The organism is Lacipirellula sp., assembly GCF_965279485.1.
GTDB lineage: Bacteria > Planctomycetota > Planctomycetia > Pirellulales > Lacipirellulaceae > Lacipirellula.
In genome coordinates, this window is sequence record NZ_CBDIIC010000001.1 from 841,394 (window position 1) to 858,993 (window position 17,600).

The 17,600-nt window shown below is 63.2% G+C and carries 11 protein-coding genes; 2 read left to right on the plus strand and 9 right to left on the minus strand.

The genetic code is table 11. The features are described 5' to 3' along the window. Window positions 1-7: 7 nt before the first annotated feature. Together ACQY7R_RS03620 and ACQY7R_RS03625 are read right to left on the minus strand one after the other, a co-directional pair. Entirely contained in the window at window positions 8-658 is a 651-nt protein-coding gene (locus ACQY7R_RS03620; protein WP_428304236.1) for a PEP-CTERM sorting domain-containing protein, read from the minus strand. 345 nt (window positions 659-1,003) lie between these two features. Then, the gene (locus tag ACQY7R_RS03625) at window positions 1,004-2,368 is read right to left on the minus strand and encodes an MFS transporter (RefSeq protein WP_428304237.1); all 1,365 of its coding nucleotides are present in this window, start codon (window positions 2,366-2,368) and stop codon (window positions 1,004-1,006) included. A gap of 479 nt (window positions 2,369-2,847) precedes the next feature. On the opposite strand from ACQY7R_RS03625, the gene ACQY7R_RS03630 reads away from it, so the two are divergent. After that, complete coding sequence (locus ACQY7R_RS03630; protein ID WP_428304238.1) at window positions 2,848-4,449, plus strand: efflux transporter outer membrane subunit; 1,602 nt, start codon at window positions 2,848-2,850, stop codon at window positions 4,447-4,449. Between the two features lie 81 nt (window positions 4,450-4,530). Here the strand turns inward: ACQY7R_RS03630 and ACQY7R_RS03635 are convergent, their stop codons facing one another. The 7 genes from ACQY7R_RS03635 to ACQY7R_RS03665 all read right to left on the minus strand — a co-directional run bounded on the left by ACQY7R_RS03635 (window position 4,531) and on the right by ACQY7R_RS03665 (window position 14,088). Continuing rightward, window positions 4,531-7,950, minus strand: coding sequence for an efflux RND transporter permease subunit (locus ACQY7R_RS03635; RefSeq protein WP_428304239.1), 3,420 nt, complete (start codon window positions 7,948-7,950; stop codon window positions 4,531-4,533). Between the two features lie 107 nt (window positions 7,951-8,057). Beyond that, on the minus strand, window positions 8,058-9,371 hold the full coding sequence (locus ACQY7R_RS03640; protein ID WP_428304240.1) for an efflux RND transporter periplasmic adaptor subunit: 1,314 nt from the start codon (window positions 9,369-9,371) through the stop codon (window positions 8,058-8,060). Window positions 9,372-9,548: 177 nt separating this feature from the next. Then, window positions 9,549-10,502 (minus strand): PfkB family carbohydrate kinase, encoded by a 954-nt coding sequence (locus tag ACQY7R_RS03645; protein ID WP_428304241.1) that lies wholly within the window; start codon window positions 10,500-10,502, stop codon window positions 9,549-9,551. A gap of 81 nt (window positions 10,503-10,583) precedes the next feature. Continuing rightward, window positions 10,584-11,474, minus strand: a complete 891-nt coding sequence (locus tag ACQY7R_RS03650) for a sugar phosphate isomerase/epimerase family protein (RefSeq protein ID WP_428304242.1) — start codon at window positions 11,472-11,474, stop codon at window positions 10,584-10,586. After that, window positions 11,474-12,250 (minus strand): SDR family oxidoreductase, encoded by a 777-nt coding sequence (locus ACQY7R_RS03655; RefSeq protein WP_428304243.1) that lies wholly within the window; start codon window positions 12,248-12,250, stop codon window positions 11,474-11,476. Before ACQY7R_RS03655 ends, ACQY7R_RS03650 begins: the two co-directional genes overlap by 1 nt. A gap of 93 nt (window positions 12,251-12,343) precedes the next feature. After that, a complete protein-coding gene (locus ACQY7R_RS03660; protein ID WP_152098821.1) occupies window positions 12,344-13,369 on the minus strand; it encodes a zinc-binding dehydrogenase in 1,026 nt (341 codons plus the stop codon). A gap of 20 nt (window positions 13,370-13,389) precedes the next feature. Beyond that, complete coding sequence (locus ACQY7R_RS03665; protein WP_428304244.1) at window positions 13,390-14,088, minus strand: orotidine 5'-phosphate decarboxylase / HUMPS family protein; 699 nt, start codon at window positions 14,086-14,088, stop codon at window positions 13,390-13,392. Window positions 14,089-14,363: 275 nt separating this feature from the next. On the opposite strand from ACQY7R_RS03665, the gene ACQY7R_RS03670 reads away from it, so the two are divergent. Further along, window positions 14,364-17,543, plus strand: a complete 3,180-nt coding sequence (locus ACQY7R_RS03670) for a PVC-type heme-binding CxxCH protein (protein ID WP_428304245.1) — start codon at window positions 14,364-14,366, stop codon at window positions 17,541-17,543. Window positions 17,544-17,600: the final 57 nt, after the last annotated feature.

The window sequence follows — 17,600 nt, forward strand, 5'->3', positions numbered from 1 at the left end:
TGGCAACTTAGCTGCGCTTCCGGCGTGAGGCGGCGCCAATGCCGCAGAGGGCAAGGCCGGCCATGCCGAGCGTGCCCGGCTCTGGCAAGGTGCCAAGCTCCGGCACAACGCCGATCACGAAATCTTTCTTCGCGATGAAGGCCACGCTCGCCGGCTCGCTGATGGCGACCAACTGGTTGTTGATGACCACTTCAGCCTTGGTGGCGCCGACGACGAACGGCACGCTCAAAGACAGAAGCTGAGCCTCGACGTCGACGAGGATACCCAGCGACCAAGGCTTCACGACGCCGGCGTTGGCAGGCAGGGTGTAGTTGACTGATGCGTTTGCTGGCGTGAGCGTGATGGGCGTCACGGCAACGCCGTCGATCTCGGTCACCTTCACGTTCAAGATAGCGCCGCCGGCAACTTGAGTCGCTGCGGTCCCAGTTCCGAACAGCGTGTAGTCGCCGCCCTCGCTGAGGCTAATGTTCTTGATGGCGACGATGTTCAGGCCGCTAACTTGGCCAGTGACGCCGAAGTTCAATTGGCCATCGGTAATGTCTGCTGTACCGCCAGCGCCCGAAGCGACGAAGCTCTTGGGGTCGAAGTCGAGCCCAGTGACGTAAGGAGCTGGAGCGCCGTAGAGAGGCACCACATCAGTGCCGGACGACTCAGTCACAGCTGTGAAGGTAAGCCCCGGCGCGATTGGGCCGAAGTTTCCGTAGTTAATAGAAGCCGCCCGAACGACTGGGGCGAAGGCCAAGAGGGCCACAACAAGCGCAGCGGCGCTTGCCGAGAAAGCTTTACGAGTTCTCAACATCATTAGAACGCTCTCCTCAACGATGTAATGACGCGCCGTTGCCCGAGCGCGTAATCCGGATGATAAGCAAGATGTAGTCCGACCCTTGGTGTCGATTGTATCAGCGGTTCGGGAAAGTGCAAACCTAACGGTTACCAAATTAGGTGAAATATCCAGAAAACTATGTGGCGTTGTGCACCAACTAATTCCGGAATCGCTAAGCCATTACTGCTTCTTGTCTTGCGGCAGGAAGAGGGCCGTGATGATGAAGACCCCTCCCATCAGAATTGCTGGCAGTAGCCAGAAAGAATGCCAGCCGGCTGAGGTGGCCTGCTCCAATTCCGCCGGAAGCCAGCGGGCGCCAGCTTCGCCCGAAATTTCCGCCCCGATGAACGAGCCAAACCCCGACATCGACATTGCTAGCAATCCTTGAGCGGTTGCCCGGCGTTTCCGGCCGGCGCAGCGGTCGACGTCGAGTTGCAGCGAAATCGACACCAGCGTGAATGCGAATCCGTGAACCAGGATTACGAAGTAGATCCAGCCAGTGCGGCCCCACATCTCGGGCGAGGCGCTAGCTGAAAGTATGCAAAGCCGCAGCGTCCAGATCGCCAAGCCGATCAGAATCGACGTTTTCACGCTGATCCTTAGCAGTAAGGCCGGTAGGAAAATCATGCAACAGACCTCGACGACCTGCCCGAGCGCCATTTTTGCGGCGGTGTCGGTCATATCAATCCAGGTGTTGAGGTAGACGTTCAGATAAGAGTAGTAGAATTGCGGAGGCGCGTGCGCCAGCACCGCCAAGGCGAGCAGGAACATGAAGCGGGGATGTTTTAGGAGGTCGGCCGTGGCCGCCAGCGAGAATCCTCCCCCCTGCCCCGCCGGTTGCCGATTGGTGGGGGGCGTATGCGGCAGAACGAGGCAGAACGCCGCCGTCAGCAATTGGCCGACCATGGCGATTTTCATCGGGATCGACGTCGCTTCGATCGAGTCACCCGTCATCCAGGGCCAAAACCAGCCGACAAAGAACCCGGCAACAACCCAGCCCGAGGTACTGCAGGCTCGAATCACCGGGAAGTCGCGTTCCGGCTGCTTCAGATGATGGAGCGTCATCGAAGTCGCGAGGGCGTAACTCGGAATGAAGCAGACATGGTAGGCCAGAGCCGCTAGGTAAAACGTCGACTGCGAATCAGCATTGATGGCGCCGTAAAGCGCCGTCGCGGCGCCGATGTTGAGCAGCACCATCAGCCGCTCGGTCGAGAAATAGTGATCGGCCAAAAATCCCGTGATAAACGGGGAGATCATGCCGCCCAGGGGGCCCGCGCTGTAGACCTTTCCCACGAACCCGGCTGCGAAAATCGCGAGCCCGGCGTCTCCGGCGTTCGCGTTGATGTAGCTGCTCAGCGTGACAATCCACGCCCCCACCGAGAAGTGGTGCAGGAACATCAAAATGGCGAGTTTCACGCCCACCTTCGACCGTAAGGTGACGCCGACGTGCGTCACCTCCTCCGGCACTGGGGCTGGGACCGGAATCTGCTCCGGCGGAACGACGGTGAGAAGCGACTCAGGGTCGTTGTCGGGGGCAGTGCTCATCGACGGCCTGCCCCGCCGGCGAAGGTCGCTGGCCGACTGCCGACACTGACTCCAACCGCGCGAGCGGAGCGGCGAACGGATCGCTGAAGATGATTCAAGGGAGAGAACCCGAGCCGTGGGGAGTGCCGGCCAAACTAGGGCTTGCGGGCCGGGTCGCGGCTGGCTGCCAGCGTTGACTTCCGCATTCTAAGAGCCCGCCTCAATTCCGCAATGCGAATAGCTAGCGTGTTCTGCGCGGCTTAACGGCGCCGCTCCCCTATCCGCCGGGCACGGTGCTGCCAGCAGCCGGCTCCCCACTGGCAAAAAACTAGATCGACTCTGGCGGTCGTGCCGATAGTGACGAACAGTGTAACGGGTGCGCACTCATCTCGCGACCAGCAGGTCGCCGTGCAGCCGACGCCAATCGACGAAGTCTCGGGGGGGACGTTCGACCGATGCGGGGGGGATTTCGGCGATCGCCGTTATTGACGGGAATGCTCGTGGCGACGTGCGGTTGCACGTCGATGCGCGACTACGTCCACAACGGCTTCAAGGTCGGCCCCAATTACAATAAACCAGTCGCCCCGGTGGCGGCCGATTGGATCGACGCCGCCGACGTCCGCATCCGCGAGGAATCGCCCCACCTCGAACGGTGGTGGACCGTCTTCAACGATCCCGCGCTCGACGCGCTGATCAACAACGCCGTCAATCAAAACCTCTCGCTGCGTGAAGCGGGATTTCGCGTGATGCGAGCTCGTGCCGTGCGAGCCGTGACCGTCGGGGAGTTCTTCCCACAGCAGCAAGACGTCGCCGGCGGCTACTCGCGCAACGCGATGAGCAACCAAGCGGCGAACACCGGTTTCCTGCAGGACCGGTTCTTCGATCAGTACGAGGGGGGCTTCAACCTCGGCTGGGAACTCGACTTCTGGGGCCGTTACCGTCGGGCGATCGAAGCGGCCGACGCCGATCTCGACGCTTCGGTGGAAAACTACGACGACGTCCTCGTGACGATGCTGGCCGACGTCGCTGCCGCGTACGTCGAAGTCCGCACCTTCCAGAAGCAGATCGAACTCGTGCGGGCGAACGCGACGCTGCAAACCGAGACGCTGAAGATCGTCAGCGCGAAGTTTTCAGGCGGCATGGTGAGCGAGCTCGACGTCGATCAGGCGAAGAGCAACCTCGCCCAGACGCAGGCATTGGAACCGCAGCTGGAAATTCCGCTGCGGCAGGCCGAGTTGCGGCTGTGCATTTTGATGGGCATTCCGCCGACCGACTTGGACCGGATGATTGGCAAGGGGGCCATTCCAACAGCGGCGCCATCGGTGGCCGTCGGCATTCCGGCAAGCTTGTTGACGCAGCGGCCCGACGTACGACGGGCTGAGCGCGAAGTTGCGGCGCAAAGTGCTCGCGTCGGCGTTGCCGAGTCGGATCTCTACCCGCACATTGGCATCACCGGCGCCGTCGGCGTGTCGTCGAAAGAATTCAGCAACCTGTTCACAAGCGACGCCCTGCAGGGAACGATTGGCCCCAGCTTCCAATGGAACGTCCTCAACTATGGCCGGTTGCTGAACGCAGTGCGGGCGCAGGACGCGCGCCTCGCCGAATTGATCGCCTTCTACCAGAACACAGTTCTGAAGGCGAACGCCGAAGTTGAGTCGGGCCTCGTGCAGTTCTTGCGTTCGCAAGAGCAGGCGCGATTCCTGAACGAGAGCGTCGACGCCTCGGTGCGGGCGACCAACGTGTCGCTCAAGCAGTATGAGTTCGGCATGATTGACTTCAATCGCGTCGTGCTCATTGAACAGAACCTGGTGCAGCAGCAAGATCTGTACGCTCAGGCGGAAGGCGATATCGCGTTGGGGCTGATCGAGGTCTACCGCGCGCTCGGCGGCGGTTGGCAGATTCGGCTCGAAGCCTCGCAGGGGCCGGTGGCGTTGCCGCCGGTGGATGCGGCGGGAAGTGACCGGGCTCCAGAGGAGCCGGCTCACCCCGAGAATTTGCCGCTGCCGGCGCCAGGGCCGGGACCGGTCGTGCCGACGCCGCCGGCGGCCGATTCACGCGGCGGGCCTTCGCTGGTGCAGCCCGTGGCGCTGGAACTCGAATAAAAGCCACCGGCTCTGCCGGTGGACGCAGCAATCTGATGGTCAGCCTTCGAGAAGTTCGTCCACCGGCGGAGCCGGTGGCTTCTAATCGGCTTTCTTCTTCCGGCCGAAGCGCTCCATCACGTAGAAGAACACCGGCGTCAGGAAGATGCCGAAGAACGTCACGCCGATCATGCCGCTGAACACGGCCGTGCCGAGCGAGTTCCGCATCTCGGCCCCTGCCCCGGTGCCGAGCACCAGCGGCACGACGCCGAGGATGAACGCGAAGCTGGTCATAATGATCGGCCGCAGCCGCAAGCGGCACGCTTCGACCGTCGCTTCGTCGAGCGGCTTGCCTTCCAAATGGAGCTGGTGAGCGAACTCGACGATCAAAATCGCGTTCTTCGCCGCGAGGCCGACGAGCACGATGAAGCCGATTTGCACGAAGATATCGACCGGCATCGCGGCGATGAGCATGCCCGTCACCGAGCAGAGCAAGCACATCGGCACTACAAGGATCACGGAGAACGGCAACTTCCAGCTTTCGTACTTCGCCGCGAGCACCAAGAACACCAGGATGGCGCCAAGCGCGAAAACAAAGATGCCAACCAAGCCGGCGGAGATTTCGAACGTGCCGACCGTCACCGGCTCCTGCTGCATGAAGGCGATTTCAGTCCACTGGAACGAGAGGCCGAGATTCTCGGCAAGCTCTTCCATCATCTGCATTGCCGTGCCGGAGCTAGTCCCTTGGGCGGGAAGCCCCTGAATCGACGCCGAGGCGTACATGTTGTAGCGGTTCACCATCACGGGCCCGCCGACGTCTTCCTCCTGCATGAGCGTCGCCAACGGCACCATGTCGCCGAGGCGATTGCGAACGTAAATCTGGTTGAGGTCTTCGACCTGAGTCCGAAAACTCGGCTCGGCGAGTAAGTTCACTTGCCAAGTGCGGCCGAACTCGTTGAACAGGTTGACGTAGTAGCCGCCCATATAGACCTGCAGCGCCGTGAACGCATCGTTCATCGCGACGCCGAGCGATTCGCACTTGGTACGGTCGATATCGAGGTAAATCTGCGGCGTTTCGGCGCGGAACATCGTCGAGACGCCCAGCAGATCAGGATTCTTGGCCGCTTCGGCCACCATTTCGTCGGCATCGCTCTGCAGTTGGTGCAAGTCGATGTAGCCGCGCTGCTCGATCTGCATCTTGAAACCGGCCGAGGTGCCGAGACCCTGAATCGGCGGTGCGCGGAAGATGTTGATTTGCGCTTCGGGAATTTCTTGAGCGACGATCGCGCGTAGCTTCTCGGCGACGACGGCGTCGTACTCGTCGTGCGAATGGCGTTCTTCGAACGGCTTCAAAATGCAGAAGCAAGAGCCGAAGTTGCTGGCGTTGGCGCTGAGCAGCACCGACTGGCCGGCGACAGACATCATGTGCTGCACGCCGGGAATGCCAGGCTTATTCGGGTCGTTGGGATCGCCGAGCGCGAGTTGCGCGAGCTTGTCCATCACCGCTTCGGTGCGCTGCACCGACGCGGAGTCAGGCAGCTGGACGTTCACCAGCAGGTAGCCCTGATCTTGCGTCGGGATAAAGCCCTTCGGCGCCACGACGAGTTCGTGAGCCGTGAGATAGAGCAGCCCACCGTAGATCGCGAGCACCATGAAGCTTACGCGGATGGAGCGTTTGACGATGTTGCTGTATCCATCGGTGATCCGGTCGAACAATCGATTGAACGCGCCGAAGAACTTCGCCAGCACGCGGTTCACGGGCAGGATGATCATCTTGCCGATGAAGCCGCCGAGGACGAAGCCAACGGCGAAGTAAGCGATCGACATCCCCCAGCCGGGCCCGCCTTCGCCGTGTCCATCGGCAGGGGGCGCGTCATGGCCGAACACGCCGCCGAGGAAGTTGGCCCCAATCCAGTAAGTGAGCAGCCCGCCAAATAGGCAGAAAATCCACCACGGCAACGCTTCGCGAATCGGTTCGCCATGCTCGTCGACGTGCTCGGTGCTGAAAACCGACGCCGCCCGCGAAGGGGTGAGCGTCATCGCGTTCATCGCGGAAATGACCATCGCCGCGGAGATCGTCAGCGCGAACTGGCGGTAGAATTGGCCGGTGATGCTCGGCATGAACACGCTCGGCAAGAAGACCGACGACAGCACGAGCGTGATCGCCACGATCGGGCCGGTGATTTCATCCATCGCCTTGATGGTCGCGGTTTTCGCATCAAGGCCGGTCGCCATTTGCCGTTCGACGTTTTCGAGCACCACAATCGCGTCGTCGACGACGATGCCAATGGCGAGCACCAACCCGAACAGCGTTAAGTTGTTCAAACTAAAGCCCATCACCGCTAACACCGCGAAGGCGCCAACGAGCGACACCGGCACGTCGATCATCGGCAAAATCATCGCCTTCCAGTCTTGCAGGAAGAAGAGCACGACGATGGCAACAAGGATCACGGCGTCGCGAAGCGTTTTGAAGACTTCGTTGACCGACTCCTGAATGAACGGCGTCGTGTCGTAAACGATGCGGTAATCGAGGTCGGCGGGGAAGCTCTTTTTGAGCTCCTCCATCTTGTCCCTGATCTCCTTAGCGACCTTCATCGCGTTGGAGCCAGGTTGCTGGAAGATGGCGAGCGCGACTGACGGCATGCCGTCGAGCTTACAAATCTGGTCGTATTGCTGGGCGCCGAGTTCCACGCGAGCGACGTCGCGCAGCCGCACCACCTGCGTCGAGGGTCGACCGGTCTGGTCGTTCCCCTGACTGGTCTTGATGATGATGTCGCCGAATTGATCGGGATCTTGCAGGCGGCCGAGTGTCGTGAGCGTCAGCTGAAACTGTTGCCCTTCCGGCACCGGTTGCCGGCCGATCGTACCGGCGGCGACCTGCATGTTCTGGTTCTGAACCGCCGAAATCACCTCGTTCACCGAGATATTGCGGCTGGTGAGCTTTTGCGGGTCGAGCCACGCCCGCATGCTGTAGTCGCGTTCGCCGAGGTAGGTGATATCGCCGACGCCGTCGAGGCGGAAGATTTCATCTTTTACCTGGATCGTGGCGTAGTTACTGAGGTAGATGTCGTCGTAGGTGCCGCCGGGCGAAATGAGGTTGATCGCGAGCAGAATGCTCGGCGACTTCTTCTTCGTGTTGATACCTTGCAACTGCACCGACATCGGCAGCTGGGCCATCGCCCAGGAGACGCGGTTTTGCACGAGCACCGTCGCCATGTCGAGGTCGGTGCCGAGTTCAAACGTCAGCGTCAGGTTGTAGGCGCCGTCGTTGGTGCACTGCGACGACATGTAGAGCAGGCCTTCGACGCCGTTGACCTGCTCTTCAATCGGAGCGGCGACCGCATCGCAGACGACCTGCGCGCTGGCGCCGGGGTATGACGCCGTCACTTGCACCGTCGGCGGCGTGATATCGGGGTACTGAGCCACCGGCAGCGTGACGACGGAGACGCCGCCCGCCAATAAAATGACGATCGACAGCACCCAGGCGAAGATCGGCCGCTCGATGAAGAATCGGGCTAACATGGCAGGCAGGTCGCGAGGGTGGGGAAAACTAACTTAGGACTGGTGATGCGTAACAACAATTCGCGAGCCGCAAGCAACTACTTAGCCTGAGGCAAGCTTGCCTCAGGTTATTTCGCGGCGGGCGTCGTCGCTTGCGGCGCGGCGGCTTTCGCCTCTGGCTCCGCAGCGGGCGCCGTCGCTTCCGGCTTATCAGCCGGCAGCGTTTCGAGCGTGTCGCGCTGCAACGGCTTCGGATCAACCTTCGCGCCAGGGCGAACGCGCTGCAGCCCTTCGGCAATGATCACGCTCTCGGCGGTCAAACTCGGTTCGCTTGGTTCCCCTTCAAGGGCGAACCGGACGCCAGCCGGGGTCCGCTGGATGTTCACCGGCTGCACTGCCTGCAGCCCCCCCGGCTGTTGCGGGCCGAGCGTGATCGGCGAGTACTCGACGATGTTTTCTTTGTTGACGGTGAGCAGGTACTTCTTGCCCTGATCGCTGCCGATGGCGGCTTGCGGGATGATCAGCGCTCCGTACGCCGGTCCAAGCGGCAAGCGGATTCGCACAAACTCGCCCGGCTTGAACATCCGCGGACCGACCGGCGTGAGCAGCGGGTTCGAGAAAACACCGCGTAGTTCGAGCGTCCCGGTCGAGGGATCGATTTGGTTGTTGATGAAGTCGATTGTTCCCGCATGAGGGAATTCGTTGCCTTCGTTCGCGAGGCCGAACTGCACCGGCAGGATGGCGCCTTGCGCGGTCGATTGGATCTTCTTCTGCTGGATCAGTCGTTCGGCTCGCAGGAGCGTGAGTTCATCGACGTCGAAGTAGGCGTAGATCGGGTCTTGCGATACGACCGTTGTCAGCAGCGTCTGGTCTTGCGTCACCAGGTTGCCAATCGTGAGCAAGTTGCGGCTGACGATGCCGTCGACCGGAGCGACGACGTTGGTGAAGCTCAGGTTCAGCGCCGCCACTTCTGACGCAGCTTCCGCAGCTGTTACCTGGGCGGCGGCCGCCTCTTCGGACGCCTGATACTTGTCGACGTCTTGTTGGCTGATGGCGCCCGGCGTCTTCGCCACTTCCTTCGCGCGAGCGTTGTCGGCCACGGCGAGTTGGAGGCGGGCCTTTGCTAGGTCGACCTGTCCGTTGGCTTCATCGAGTTGAGCTTGATAGGGCCGGGGATCGATTTTGAACAACCGATCGCCCGCCTTTACCGGCTTCCCCGATTGGAAGTCGATGTTCACCAAGTACCCAGTGACGCGGGAGCGGATTTCGACCGACTGCACGGCTTCGAGGCGACCGGTGAAGTAGACGTAGTCGCCCACTTCACGGCTGATCGGCTGGACCGTCCGCACGACCGGCGGCGCGGCGGCAGGCGCTGATAATTTTTCGCGACATCCGGCCAGAGCCAGCGTCAGCAAAACGAACGTGAAAATGCGAGCAGTCATGGCTCGTGCGCCAACCGATGGGGAGTTTTGTAAACATCGCGGGTCGGCAAAAATATAACCCGCGCAAGGCGCCCCACAGGAACCTCCTCGCAAGAATGCCTAGATGACGCGATGGGCGAAAGCGCTCTGATCGGCGCAACCGCTACGACACGCAAATGCGCGGCCCGAGAACGGCGGTTACGAGGTGCGTAGCTCGCGCGGCAGAACGGGGGTAGCGCCCCGCTGAGAGGCGACGAACGACGCGACTCGGTTCGCCCAGTTGAGAATGGTTTGCGGAGGCAAGCCTCGCAATAACCCGACGACCAGCGCTGCGCACCAGGAATCGCCAGCGCCAATGGAATCAGCGCCCGCGACAGCGGTGCACTTCGGCGGAGCCGCCGCCGCATGCTGCCCGCCATGCCATAGCCGAGCGCCGGCGGCGCCTTCAGTGACCGCGATGGTCGTCAGGTGCGGAAACCGTGCGGCGACCGCTTCGATCAACGCCGTCGTTTTGCATGGCGCCCCGCCGTCGACTTCCAAACCGAACAGGTCGGCGATGATCTCGAGCTCATCCCCATTCAACTTGAGCACCGTGGCCAAGCGGATCGAGGACTCGATCGTTTCCGGCGTGTAGTGGGGCGCCCGCAGGTTGAGATCACAAACGCGGAGCGCCTGCTGCCCCGCTTCCAGCAGTTGCCGGAGCGCCGCCCGACTCGCCGCCGTCCGCTGAACGAGCGTGCCGTAGCAAATCGCAGCGGCTTGAGACGCCAATTCGGCAAGCGCCGGCGTCAGTTCGATGGTATCCCAGGCAACGCCTGGCCGGATGTCGTACGACGGGTGCCCCTGGGCGTTGAGTTCGACCTCGACCGTCCCGGTCGGCAGCGAACCATCGACCTGAATCTGGTCGACCGCGACGCCGCGCTCCGCCACTTCGCCGCGCAGCCGTTGCCCCAGGGCATCGTCGCCGACGCGACTGACCGGGATGGCACGGGCCGAGGAACTTTCGCCGCCGTCGCCCGCAAGCAGTTGCTGGGCATGGACCGCAAAGTTGCACGGGGCGCCGCCGAGAATTGCAACGCCGTCAACGACGTCGAACAGGGCTTCGCCGAAACCAAGAATGAGAGGAGACGTGCGTGGAGAGGAGTTCGTCATGCCCGCCTATTGTGTGGAAATTCAATCGCGACGCCACCCGGAAGGCGTGGCCTTCCGGCTAGGGGCTACATTCGCGTGGGCTCAGCGCCCTACTCCCCAATGTTGTGCAATCTTTCTGCGAAGGAACGCCACGCTTTCGTGGAGTTGCTCCATGCCGTCGACGCCGTCCTCGATGCTGATCCAGCCGTCGAAGCCGACGCCGCTCAGTTCGCCGAAGACGCCATCGTAATCGATCATTCCCCGGCCGATGACGCCATGCCGCAGGCGTTTCGCGTAACCGACCGAGCCTTCCTCGCGGCGGAGGTCGTCGAGCGTCCCCTCCGCGAGATACCGGTCGCTGGCATGCATCGTCACCACGCGATGCTTCACCCGTCGCAGCAGTTCGAGCGGATCGTCGCCGGCCAGCAAGGCGTTGCTGGGGTCGTAGTTCACGCCGAAATGGGGCGAGTCGATCATCGCTACCAAATCGCAGAAGTCGTCCATCCGCTGGGCGAACTCCGGAAACTCCCAGTAGTTGTCCTTATAGTGGTTCTCGATGATGAGCGTCACGCCCCGCTCGGCCGCTGCGGGGAGGCAAGCGGTGATGCTGTCGGCGGCGTAAAGCAGGCCGTCCGCGCGACTGACTTCGGGCCGGCGCTGGCCGCTCAGCACGCGGCAGTAGCTGCCGCCGAGTTCCGCGCACATTTCGATCCAGCCGAGTTGCTGTTCGATCTGCCGTTGGCGGAACGCCGCGTCGGGGTGCGTAAAATCGGGCGAGCAACAAAGCATCGGGATCGTCATCCCAAAATCTGCGGCGATCTGGCGCGACTCACGCCACGCCGCGCGATCGCGCAGCTCAAGAAACCCGCTGTAGAACTCGAGCCCGGGAACTTCTAGCGTCGCCGCCAATTCGATCCACTGGCGGATTGTCATGGCGCCCGACAAACAGAGTTCGTCCATGAACGCTTTGGGGAACGCGGCGAGTTGGGGCATCAATCGCCTCGCTTCGTTGGGTTGCGGCCGATGATGGGGTACTGCTCCAGCTCGACGACGCTGCCGCTGATGGGGCGGCTCTCGTCGCTCAGCCAGTAGACCGACGCGGCGGCGATTTCCTCAGGTTTTAAGATCCGTCCCGACGGCGCGAACTGCGGCTCGACCTCGTTCGGCCAGTTCTCGGGCAAACCGTCTTTGATCTTCGTTTCGTACTCATTGGGGGTGAGCACCCAGCCGACGTTGAAATGATTCACTCGGATGTGGTCGTAGCAGAGGTAGTCGGCCAAGTTGCGGGAGAGGGTCATTAGCGCCCCCTTCGAAACGCTGTAGGCCAGAAGGTTCCCTTCGCCCGTGTAGGCGTTGATCGAGCCGATGTTGAGCACGGCTCCGTGCGACTTTTTGAGGTGGGGATATGCCGCCTGCACGAGTAGCATCGGGGCTCGCACGTTGATTGCCATCACCTTGTCGAACATCGCAGCGTCGGTGTTTTTTAGCTCGCTGCGAACGACCCAAGCGGCGTTGTTGACGATCGCGTCGAGTTGACCGTACGCCTTGAGGGCCGCGTCGATGAGTTGCGGCGCCGCGGCGGGATCAGCTAAATCGGCGATGGCGAGCGTGGCGCGGTCGCCGAGTTCTTTGATGAGCGCTCGGCCTCGTTCCTCATCGCGACCGTGAATGAGTACCCGCGCTCCCTCGGCAATCGCCCGCCGCGCGATCGCTTCGCCGATGCCGGTGGTACTGCCGGTGACGATGATGGATTTATTTTGGAGTCGCATGAGAGGAGTGAGTAGGTGTTTAAGTGAGTAGGTGGGGAGCTAGCGTGTTCGGTTCCCGCATTTAGCTGCTTGCTGAACGCTGACAGCTGACCGCTACTGCGGCGTCAGCACCGCCTTCACGATTCGCCCCGAGTGCATCATTTCAAACGCTTCATGCCAATCGGCGAGCTTCCAGACGCCGCCGGTGATGGGCCGCACGTCGAGCGTGCCGCTGGCGATGAGGTGGATCACGCGTTCCCAAACCGGCCAGTTGTGGCTGAAGCTCCCCTGCAGCGTCACGTTTTTCTGGACGAGCGGATCGAGCGAAAAACCGACCGGCTGCGGGCCCCAGCCGACTTTGCTAATCCAGCCGCCGGGGCGCACGACATCGAGAGCCGTGGCCAGCGCGACCGAAACGCCGGTCGCGTCGACGACGCCGTCGGCGCCGAGGCCGTCGACTTCTCGCGCCCACGCCGCAGGGTTGCCGACGATTGGCTCGCAGCCGTACGCACGGGCGACTTCCAAACGCGTGCGATCGTTCTCCAAGCCGACGATCGCCACGCTCGCTCCGCAGAGGCGAGCCATCGCCGCGGCTAAGATGCCAATCGGCCCAGGGCCAAGCACCACCACCCGATCGCCGGGCCGAATCCGCACGTTGTTGACGACGGCGTTGAACGCCACGCAGCAAGGCTCGGTGAGCGCTGCCTGCTCGAACGCCATGCCGTCGGGCATGCGGTGGAGAATCCGCGCCGGCACCGGCACGAAGCTCCGCATGGCGCCGTCGATCATCGCCCCGTAGCCGCGACGGTTCGGGTCGAGATTGTAGAGTCCCTGGCGACTCAGCGGGCTCGTCGGGTCTATCACCGCCGCCGTCTCGCTGACGACGCGATCTCCTTCTTGCCAGCCGCTCACATTGCGGCCGACTTCGCGGATGACGCCGCAGAACTCGTGGCCCAGCACCACCGGGTAGTTGACCTGCCAGCTCTGCTGGGCCGTCCACATGTGGAGATCGCTGCCGCAGACGCCGACGGCTTGCACCTCAAGCAGCACCTGATCGTCGGCGATCGTCGCGCGGGGAATATCGCGGAGCTCGACGCTATGGGGCTCGGGCGAGAAGTTGACGAGTCCGAGATCTTGCATGGTCTAGCCTGGGTTACTGCCTACTTCGCGACGTCGCCGTAGGCGTGCACTTTTTCGCAGATAAGTCGCAGCGATGATTCGAGATCGCCGCTGGCCGTTTTGAACGCATCGGCGTCGATCGTCAGCGGGGCGCCGAGCACCACCAGGGGCGCGCCATACTCGGGCGTCCGCACCGCTTGTTCGAGCGTCAACCCGCCGACTGCCTGCACCGGCACGCTGCAGGCGGCGACGACTTCGCGGAGTTGGTCGAGCGGGCTCGGCATCGGCAGGCCTCGCGCGGCAATGCCGCGACGTTCGTCGTAGCCGATGTGATGGATCACGTAATCGCAGCCCAAATCTTCCAGCCGCCGCGCTCCGGCGACCATATCCTCGCAGCCAAGGTTGTCGCCCATGACTTTGATGCCCAAGTCGCGGCCCGCTTTCACCACCATGTGGATCGTCTCTTCGTGGGCCCGCGCCATGACGACGACGTGCGTCGCCCCCGCTTTGGCCATCACCTCGGCTTCGAGGTAACCGCCATCCATTGTCTTGAGATCGGCGACGATCGGCACATGCGGGAACGCGGCCCGCAGCGCTCGCACGCCGTGCATGCCTTCGGCAATGATCAGCGGGGTGCCCGCTTCCAGCCAATCGACGCCCGCACGGATCGCCATCTCGGCGGTCGCGAGAGCTTCGTCAATCGAGAGTACATCGAGCGAGATTTGAACGGTGGCGCGCATCACCGGAAGGTACGGGGGCAGTTGCTCGATGTCAACTTCGCCGCAGCGTCGTCAAACGAAGCGCTACGTACGAACGCCGCTCTGCTACTTGAGCCACACGCGAAGCCCGCGTCATGCTCCGGTTTCAGACAACAACGGCCGTTTGCGTTCGCGCGCAGCGTCTTTGCGTCCGCGTCGCGGCGGTTTTTTGGTTTTGAGCGTCGGGTCGCTATACTGCGCGCCAGATCCGCGGCCAAAGGCGCGCCGCGGTCGCCCCACTCCTCGGCGTTGGCGACATGCGACTCACCGCTCGTTGGCTTTGGTTGCTCGCGCTTGTTGCGTCTCTCGCCGTTACGCCCGTTCGCGCCCGCGCGCAAACGGCCCCCGAAGCGCCGCCCGCCGATGACGCCCCGCCCGGCATCCACGTCGCCGACGGCTTCTCCATTGAGCTGGTCGCCGGCCCGCCGCTCGTCGAGCGCCCCATCACCGCCGCCTTCGACGACGCCGGTCATCTCTACGTCGCCGAGTCCTCAGGCTCGAACGACCCCGTCGAGCAGCAACTCGCGGAAAAGCCCCACCGCATCGTCCGCCTCACTGATATCGATGGCGACGGCCACTACGACGAGCGCGTCGTCTTCGCCGACCAGATGATGTTCCCCGAAGGAACGATGTTCCTCGACGGTTCGCTTTACGTCTCAGCGCCCCCCAGCATCTGGAAGCTGACCGACGCCGATGGCGACGGCGTTGCCGAGCAGCGCGAAGAGTGGTTCAAGGGTACCCTCACCGGCTGCGCGAACGACCTCCACGGTCCCTACGCCGGCCCCGACGGCTGGATCTACTGGTGCAAAGGGGCCTTCGCCGAGCAGGTCCACCAAGTCCACGGTCGCGAGTTCCGCAGCCGCGCCGCCCACATCTGGCGCACCCGCCCTGATGGCAGCGGCCTCGAACCGGTGATGACCGGCGGCATGGACAACCCGGTCGACGTGGTGTTCACGCCGAGCGGCGAGCGGATCTTCTCCGCCACCTTCCTCGAAGGAGACGGCCGTCGCGACGGGCTCGCCCACGCCATCTACGGCGGCGTCTACGGCAAGAACCATGGCGTTCTCGACGGCCATCCCCGCACTGGCGAGCTAATGCCGGCGCTGCTGCTAATGAACTCCGCCGCTCCCTCAGGACTGGAACGGTATGAGTCGAACCACTTTGGCGACGACTATCGCGACAATCTCTTCGTCGCCGAGTTCAACACCCGCAAGGTCTCGCGGCAGACGCTCACCCCGACAGGCAGCACGTTTGCCGCCGCCAGCAGCGACTTCGTTTGGGGCGACAGCGTCGACTTCCATCCGACCGACGTGTTAACGGACGCCGACGGCACGCTGCTGGTCGTCGACACCGGCGGCTGGTACAAGCTCTGCTGCCCAACGTCGCAGCTGTGGAAGCCCGACGTGCTGGGCGGTATCTACCGCGTTCGCCGCAATGATGCGCAGCCGGTCGACGATCCGCGCGGTCTCAAAATCGATTGGGCCAAGCAAACCGTGCGGCAACTATGGGACTTGCTTGGCGACGCTCGCCCCGCCGTGCGTCAACGGGCCGCGCGCTCGTTCGCCAGCCAATGCGATTCGGCCGGCGTCGCCAACTTCCTCGCCAGCCGTTCAGAAGGCGAGCCACTTGCAGGCCAAGTCGCCGACGGCTGCGACCAACTCACCGCCGATCTCGCCCGCACCTGGACGCTCATTCAAATCGAACTCGCCGCCGCGCAGAAGTTAGTGCGTGCCTTACTGGACCACGCCGACCCGCGTATTCGCCAAGCGGCCCTCCACGGGGTCAGTCTCCACCGCGACGCCGCCGCGGCGGCGCAAGTCTTTGCACTCCTGGCCGATGCAGATCCCGCCGTCCGCCGCACCGCCGCCGAAGCGAGCGGCAGGCTCGGCAACCCCAAGGCGATCCCCTACCTCTTGCGCGCCGCCGCCACCGCCGACGACCGCGTCCTGCAGCATTCGATCGCCTACGCCCTGCTCGAACTTGGCGACGCTGGCGCCACCCGCGCCGGTCTCGCCGGCAACCAGCAGCCTGGAACGGCCGCTGTCGCACTGATCGCCCTCGATCAAATGCCGGAGGGCAATCTCGCAGCCGACGATGTGCTGATACATCTCGACGCTGCTGATCCCCGCCTTAGCGCCGCCGCCAACTGGGTTGTCACCCATCATCCCGAATGGGGCGGCCAACTCGCCGCTTGGTTCCAAAAACGCCTGGCATCTCTCCCTGCTGAGACCGAAGAAGACGGCGCCCCGCCCCCGTCGCCGAGCGCCCGCCTAGTCGCAATGCTCGCGGCGTTCGCCGGCGATGCCGGTATCCAAACGCTGATTGCCGCCACGGCGCAAGATATGAGCGCGTCGATAGCAGCGCGCATCGCCGCGCTCCGCGCGATGGAACTAGCCCCACCCGTCGACGCCGCCGCTTGGCCCGCCGCTCTCGCCGCCATTCTCAGCAGTGACGAACACACGCTCCACACTCCCGCCCTCGCCGCCGCTCGTCGCCAAGTCCCGCGACCACACGCCGATTCGCCACTGCACGTCGCTCTTACCGAACTTTTTAACAATCCAGGGGCTGCCCTCTCTGAACGCCTCGCCGCGGCGGCCCTCGTCGCGCCGGCGCTCCCGTCGCTAGGCGAACAGCAGTTCACGCTCCTCACTGGAGCCCTCAACGAGGATTCGCCCAGTATCGACCGCACTGCAGCCGCCGACGCCCTTGCGGCAGCGCCATTGTCAGCCGGTCAACTTGTCCAACTCGTCGCGGTCATCCCTGCCGCGGGGCCGCTGGAGTTGAACAAACTCGTCGGCGCTTTCGCCAAAACCAACGACGCCGCCATCGGCCGCGCGCTTCTCGACGCGCTCGAAGACTCCCCTGCCCTCTCCTCGCTCCGCCTCGATCTGTTGCGAATCGCGCTCAAGGAGTATGACACCACGGTCACCGATCGCATCGCTGCGATCGAGGCGCTGGTGAACGTCGACGCCGCTGCACAGCGAGCCCGCATCGAAGAGCTCCTTCCCGCCATGGCATCGGGCGACGTGCGCCGCGGCCACGCCGTCTTCAACAGCGCGAAGGCCTCCTGCTCCGCCTGCCACCGCATGGGCTACGGCGGCGGCGCCACCGGCCCCGAACTCTCCAAAATCGGCGAAATCCGCACCGAGCGCGACCTTCTCGAATCGATCCTCTTTCCGAGCCTCAGCTTCGTCCGCAGCTACGAACCGATGCTGCTCGTCACGAGCGACGGCCGTGCCGTCTCCGGCGTCATCCGCAACGAAACCGAACACGAATACGTCGTCGCCACCGGCCCGAACGAAGAAGTCCGCCTGCCGCGCGACATCGTCGAAGAAGTGCAGCCGAACACGATCTCCGTGATGCCCGCCGGTCTCGACAAACAGCTCACCGTCCAAGAACTTGCCGATCTTGTCGCATTCTTAAAGAACGCCAAGTAAAACCTCACACGAATCCAACGGCTTCCTCGAAAACACCGATCGACGACAAGCTTCCCC

Excerpts from the sequence above, each read along its gene's own strand:
- ACQY7R_RS03625 (WP_428304237.1), bottom strand. The coding sequence starts at position 2,368 with ATGAGCACTGCCCCCGACAACGACCCTGAGTCGCTTCTCACCGTCGTT.
- ACQY7R_RS03635 (WP_428304239.1), bottom strand. The coding sequence starts at position 7,950 with ATGTTAGCCCGATTCTTCATCGAGCGGCCGATCTTCGCCTGGGTGCTG.
- ACQY7R_RS03640 (WP_428304240.1), bottom strand. The coding sequence starts at position 9,371 with ATGACTGCTCGCATTTTCACGTTCGTTTTGCTGACGCTGGCTCTGGCC.
- ACQY7R_RS03645 (WP_428304241.1), bottom strand. The coding sequence starts at position 10,502 with ATGACGAACTCCTCTCCACGCACGTCTCCTCTCATTCTTGGTTTCGGC.
- ACQY7R_RS03650 (WP_428304242.1), bottom strand. The coding sequence starts at position 11,474 with ATGCCCCAACTCGCCGCGTTCCCCAAAGCGTTCATGGACGAACTCTGT.
- ACQY7R_RS03655 (WP_428304243.1), bottom strand. The coding sequence starts at position 12,250 with ATGCGACTCCAAAATAAATCCATCATCGTCACCGGCAGTACCACCGGC.
- ACQY7R_RS03660 (WP_152098821.1), bottom strand. The coding sequence starts at position 13,369 with ATGCAAGATCTCGGACTCGTCAACTTCTCGCCCGAGCCCCATAGCGTC.
- ACQY7R_RS03665 (WP_428304244.1), bottom strand. The coding sequence starts at position 14,088 with ATGCGCGCCACCGTTCAAATCTCGCTCGATGTACTCTCGATTGACGAA.
- ACQY7R_RS03670 (WP_428304245.1), top strand. The coding sequence starts at position 14,364 with ATGCGACTCACCGCTCGTTGGCTTTGGTTGCTCGCGCTTGTTGCGTCT.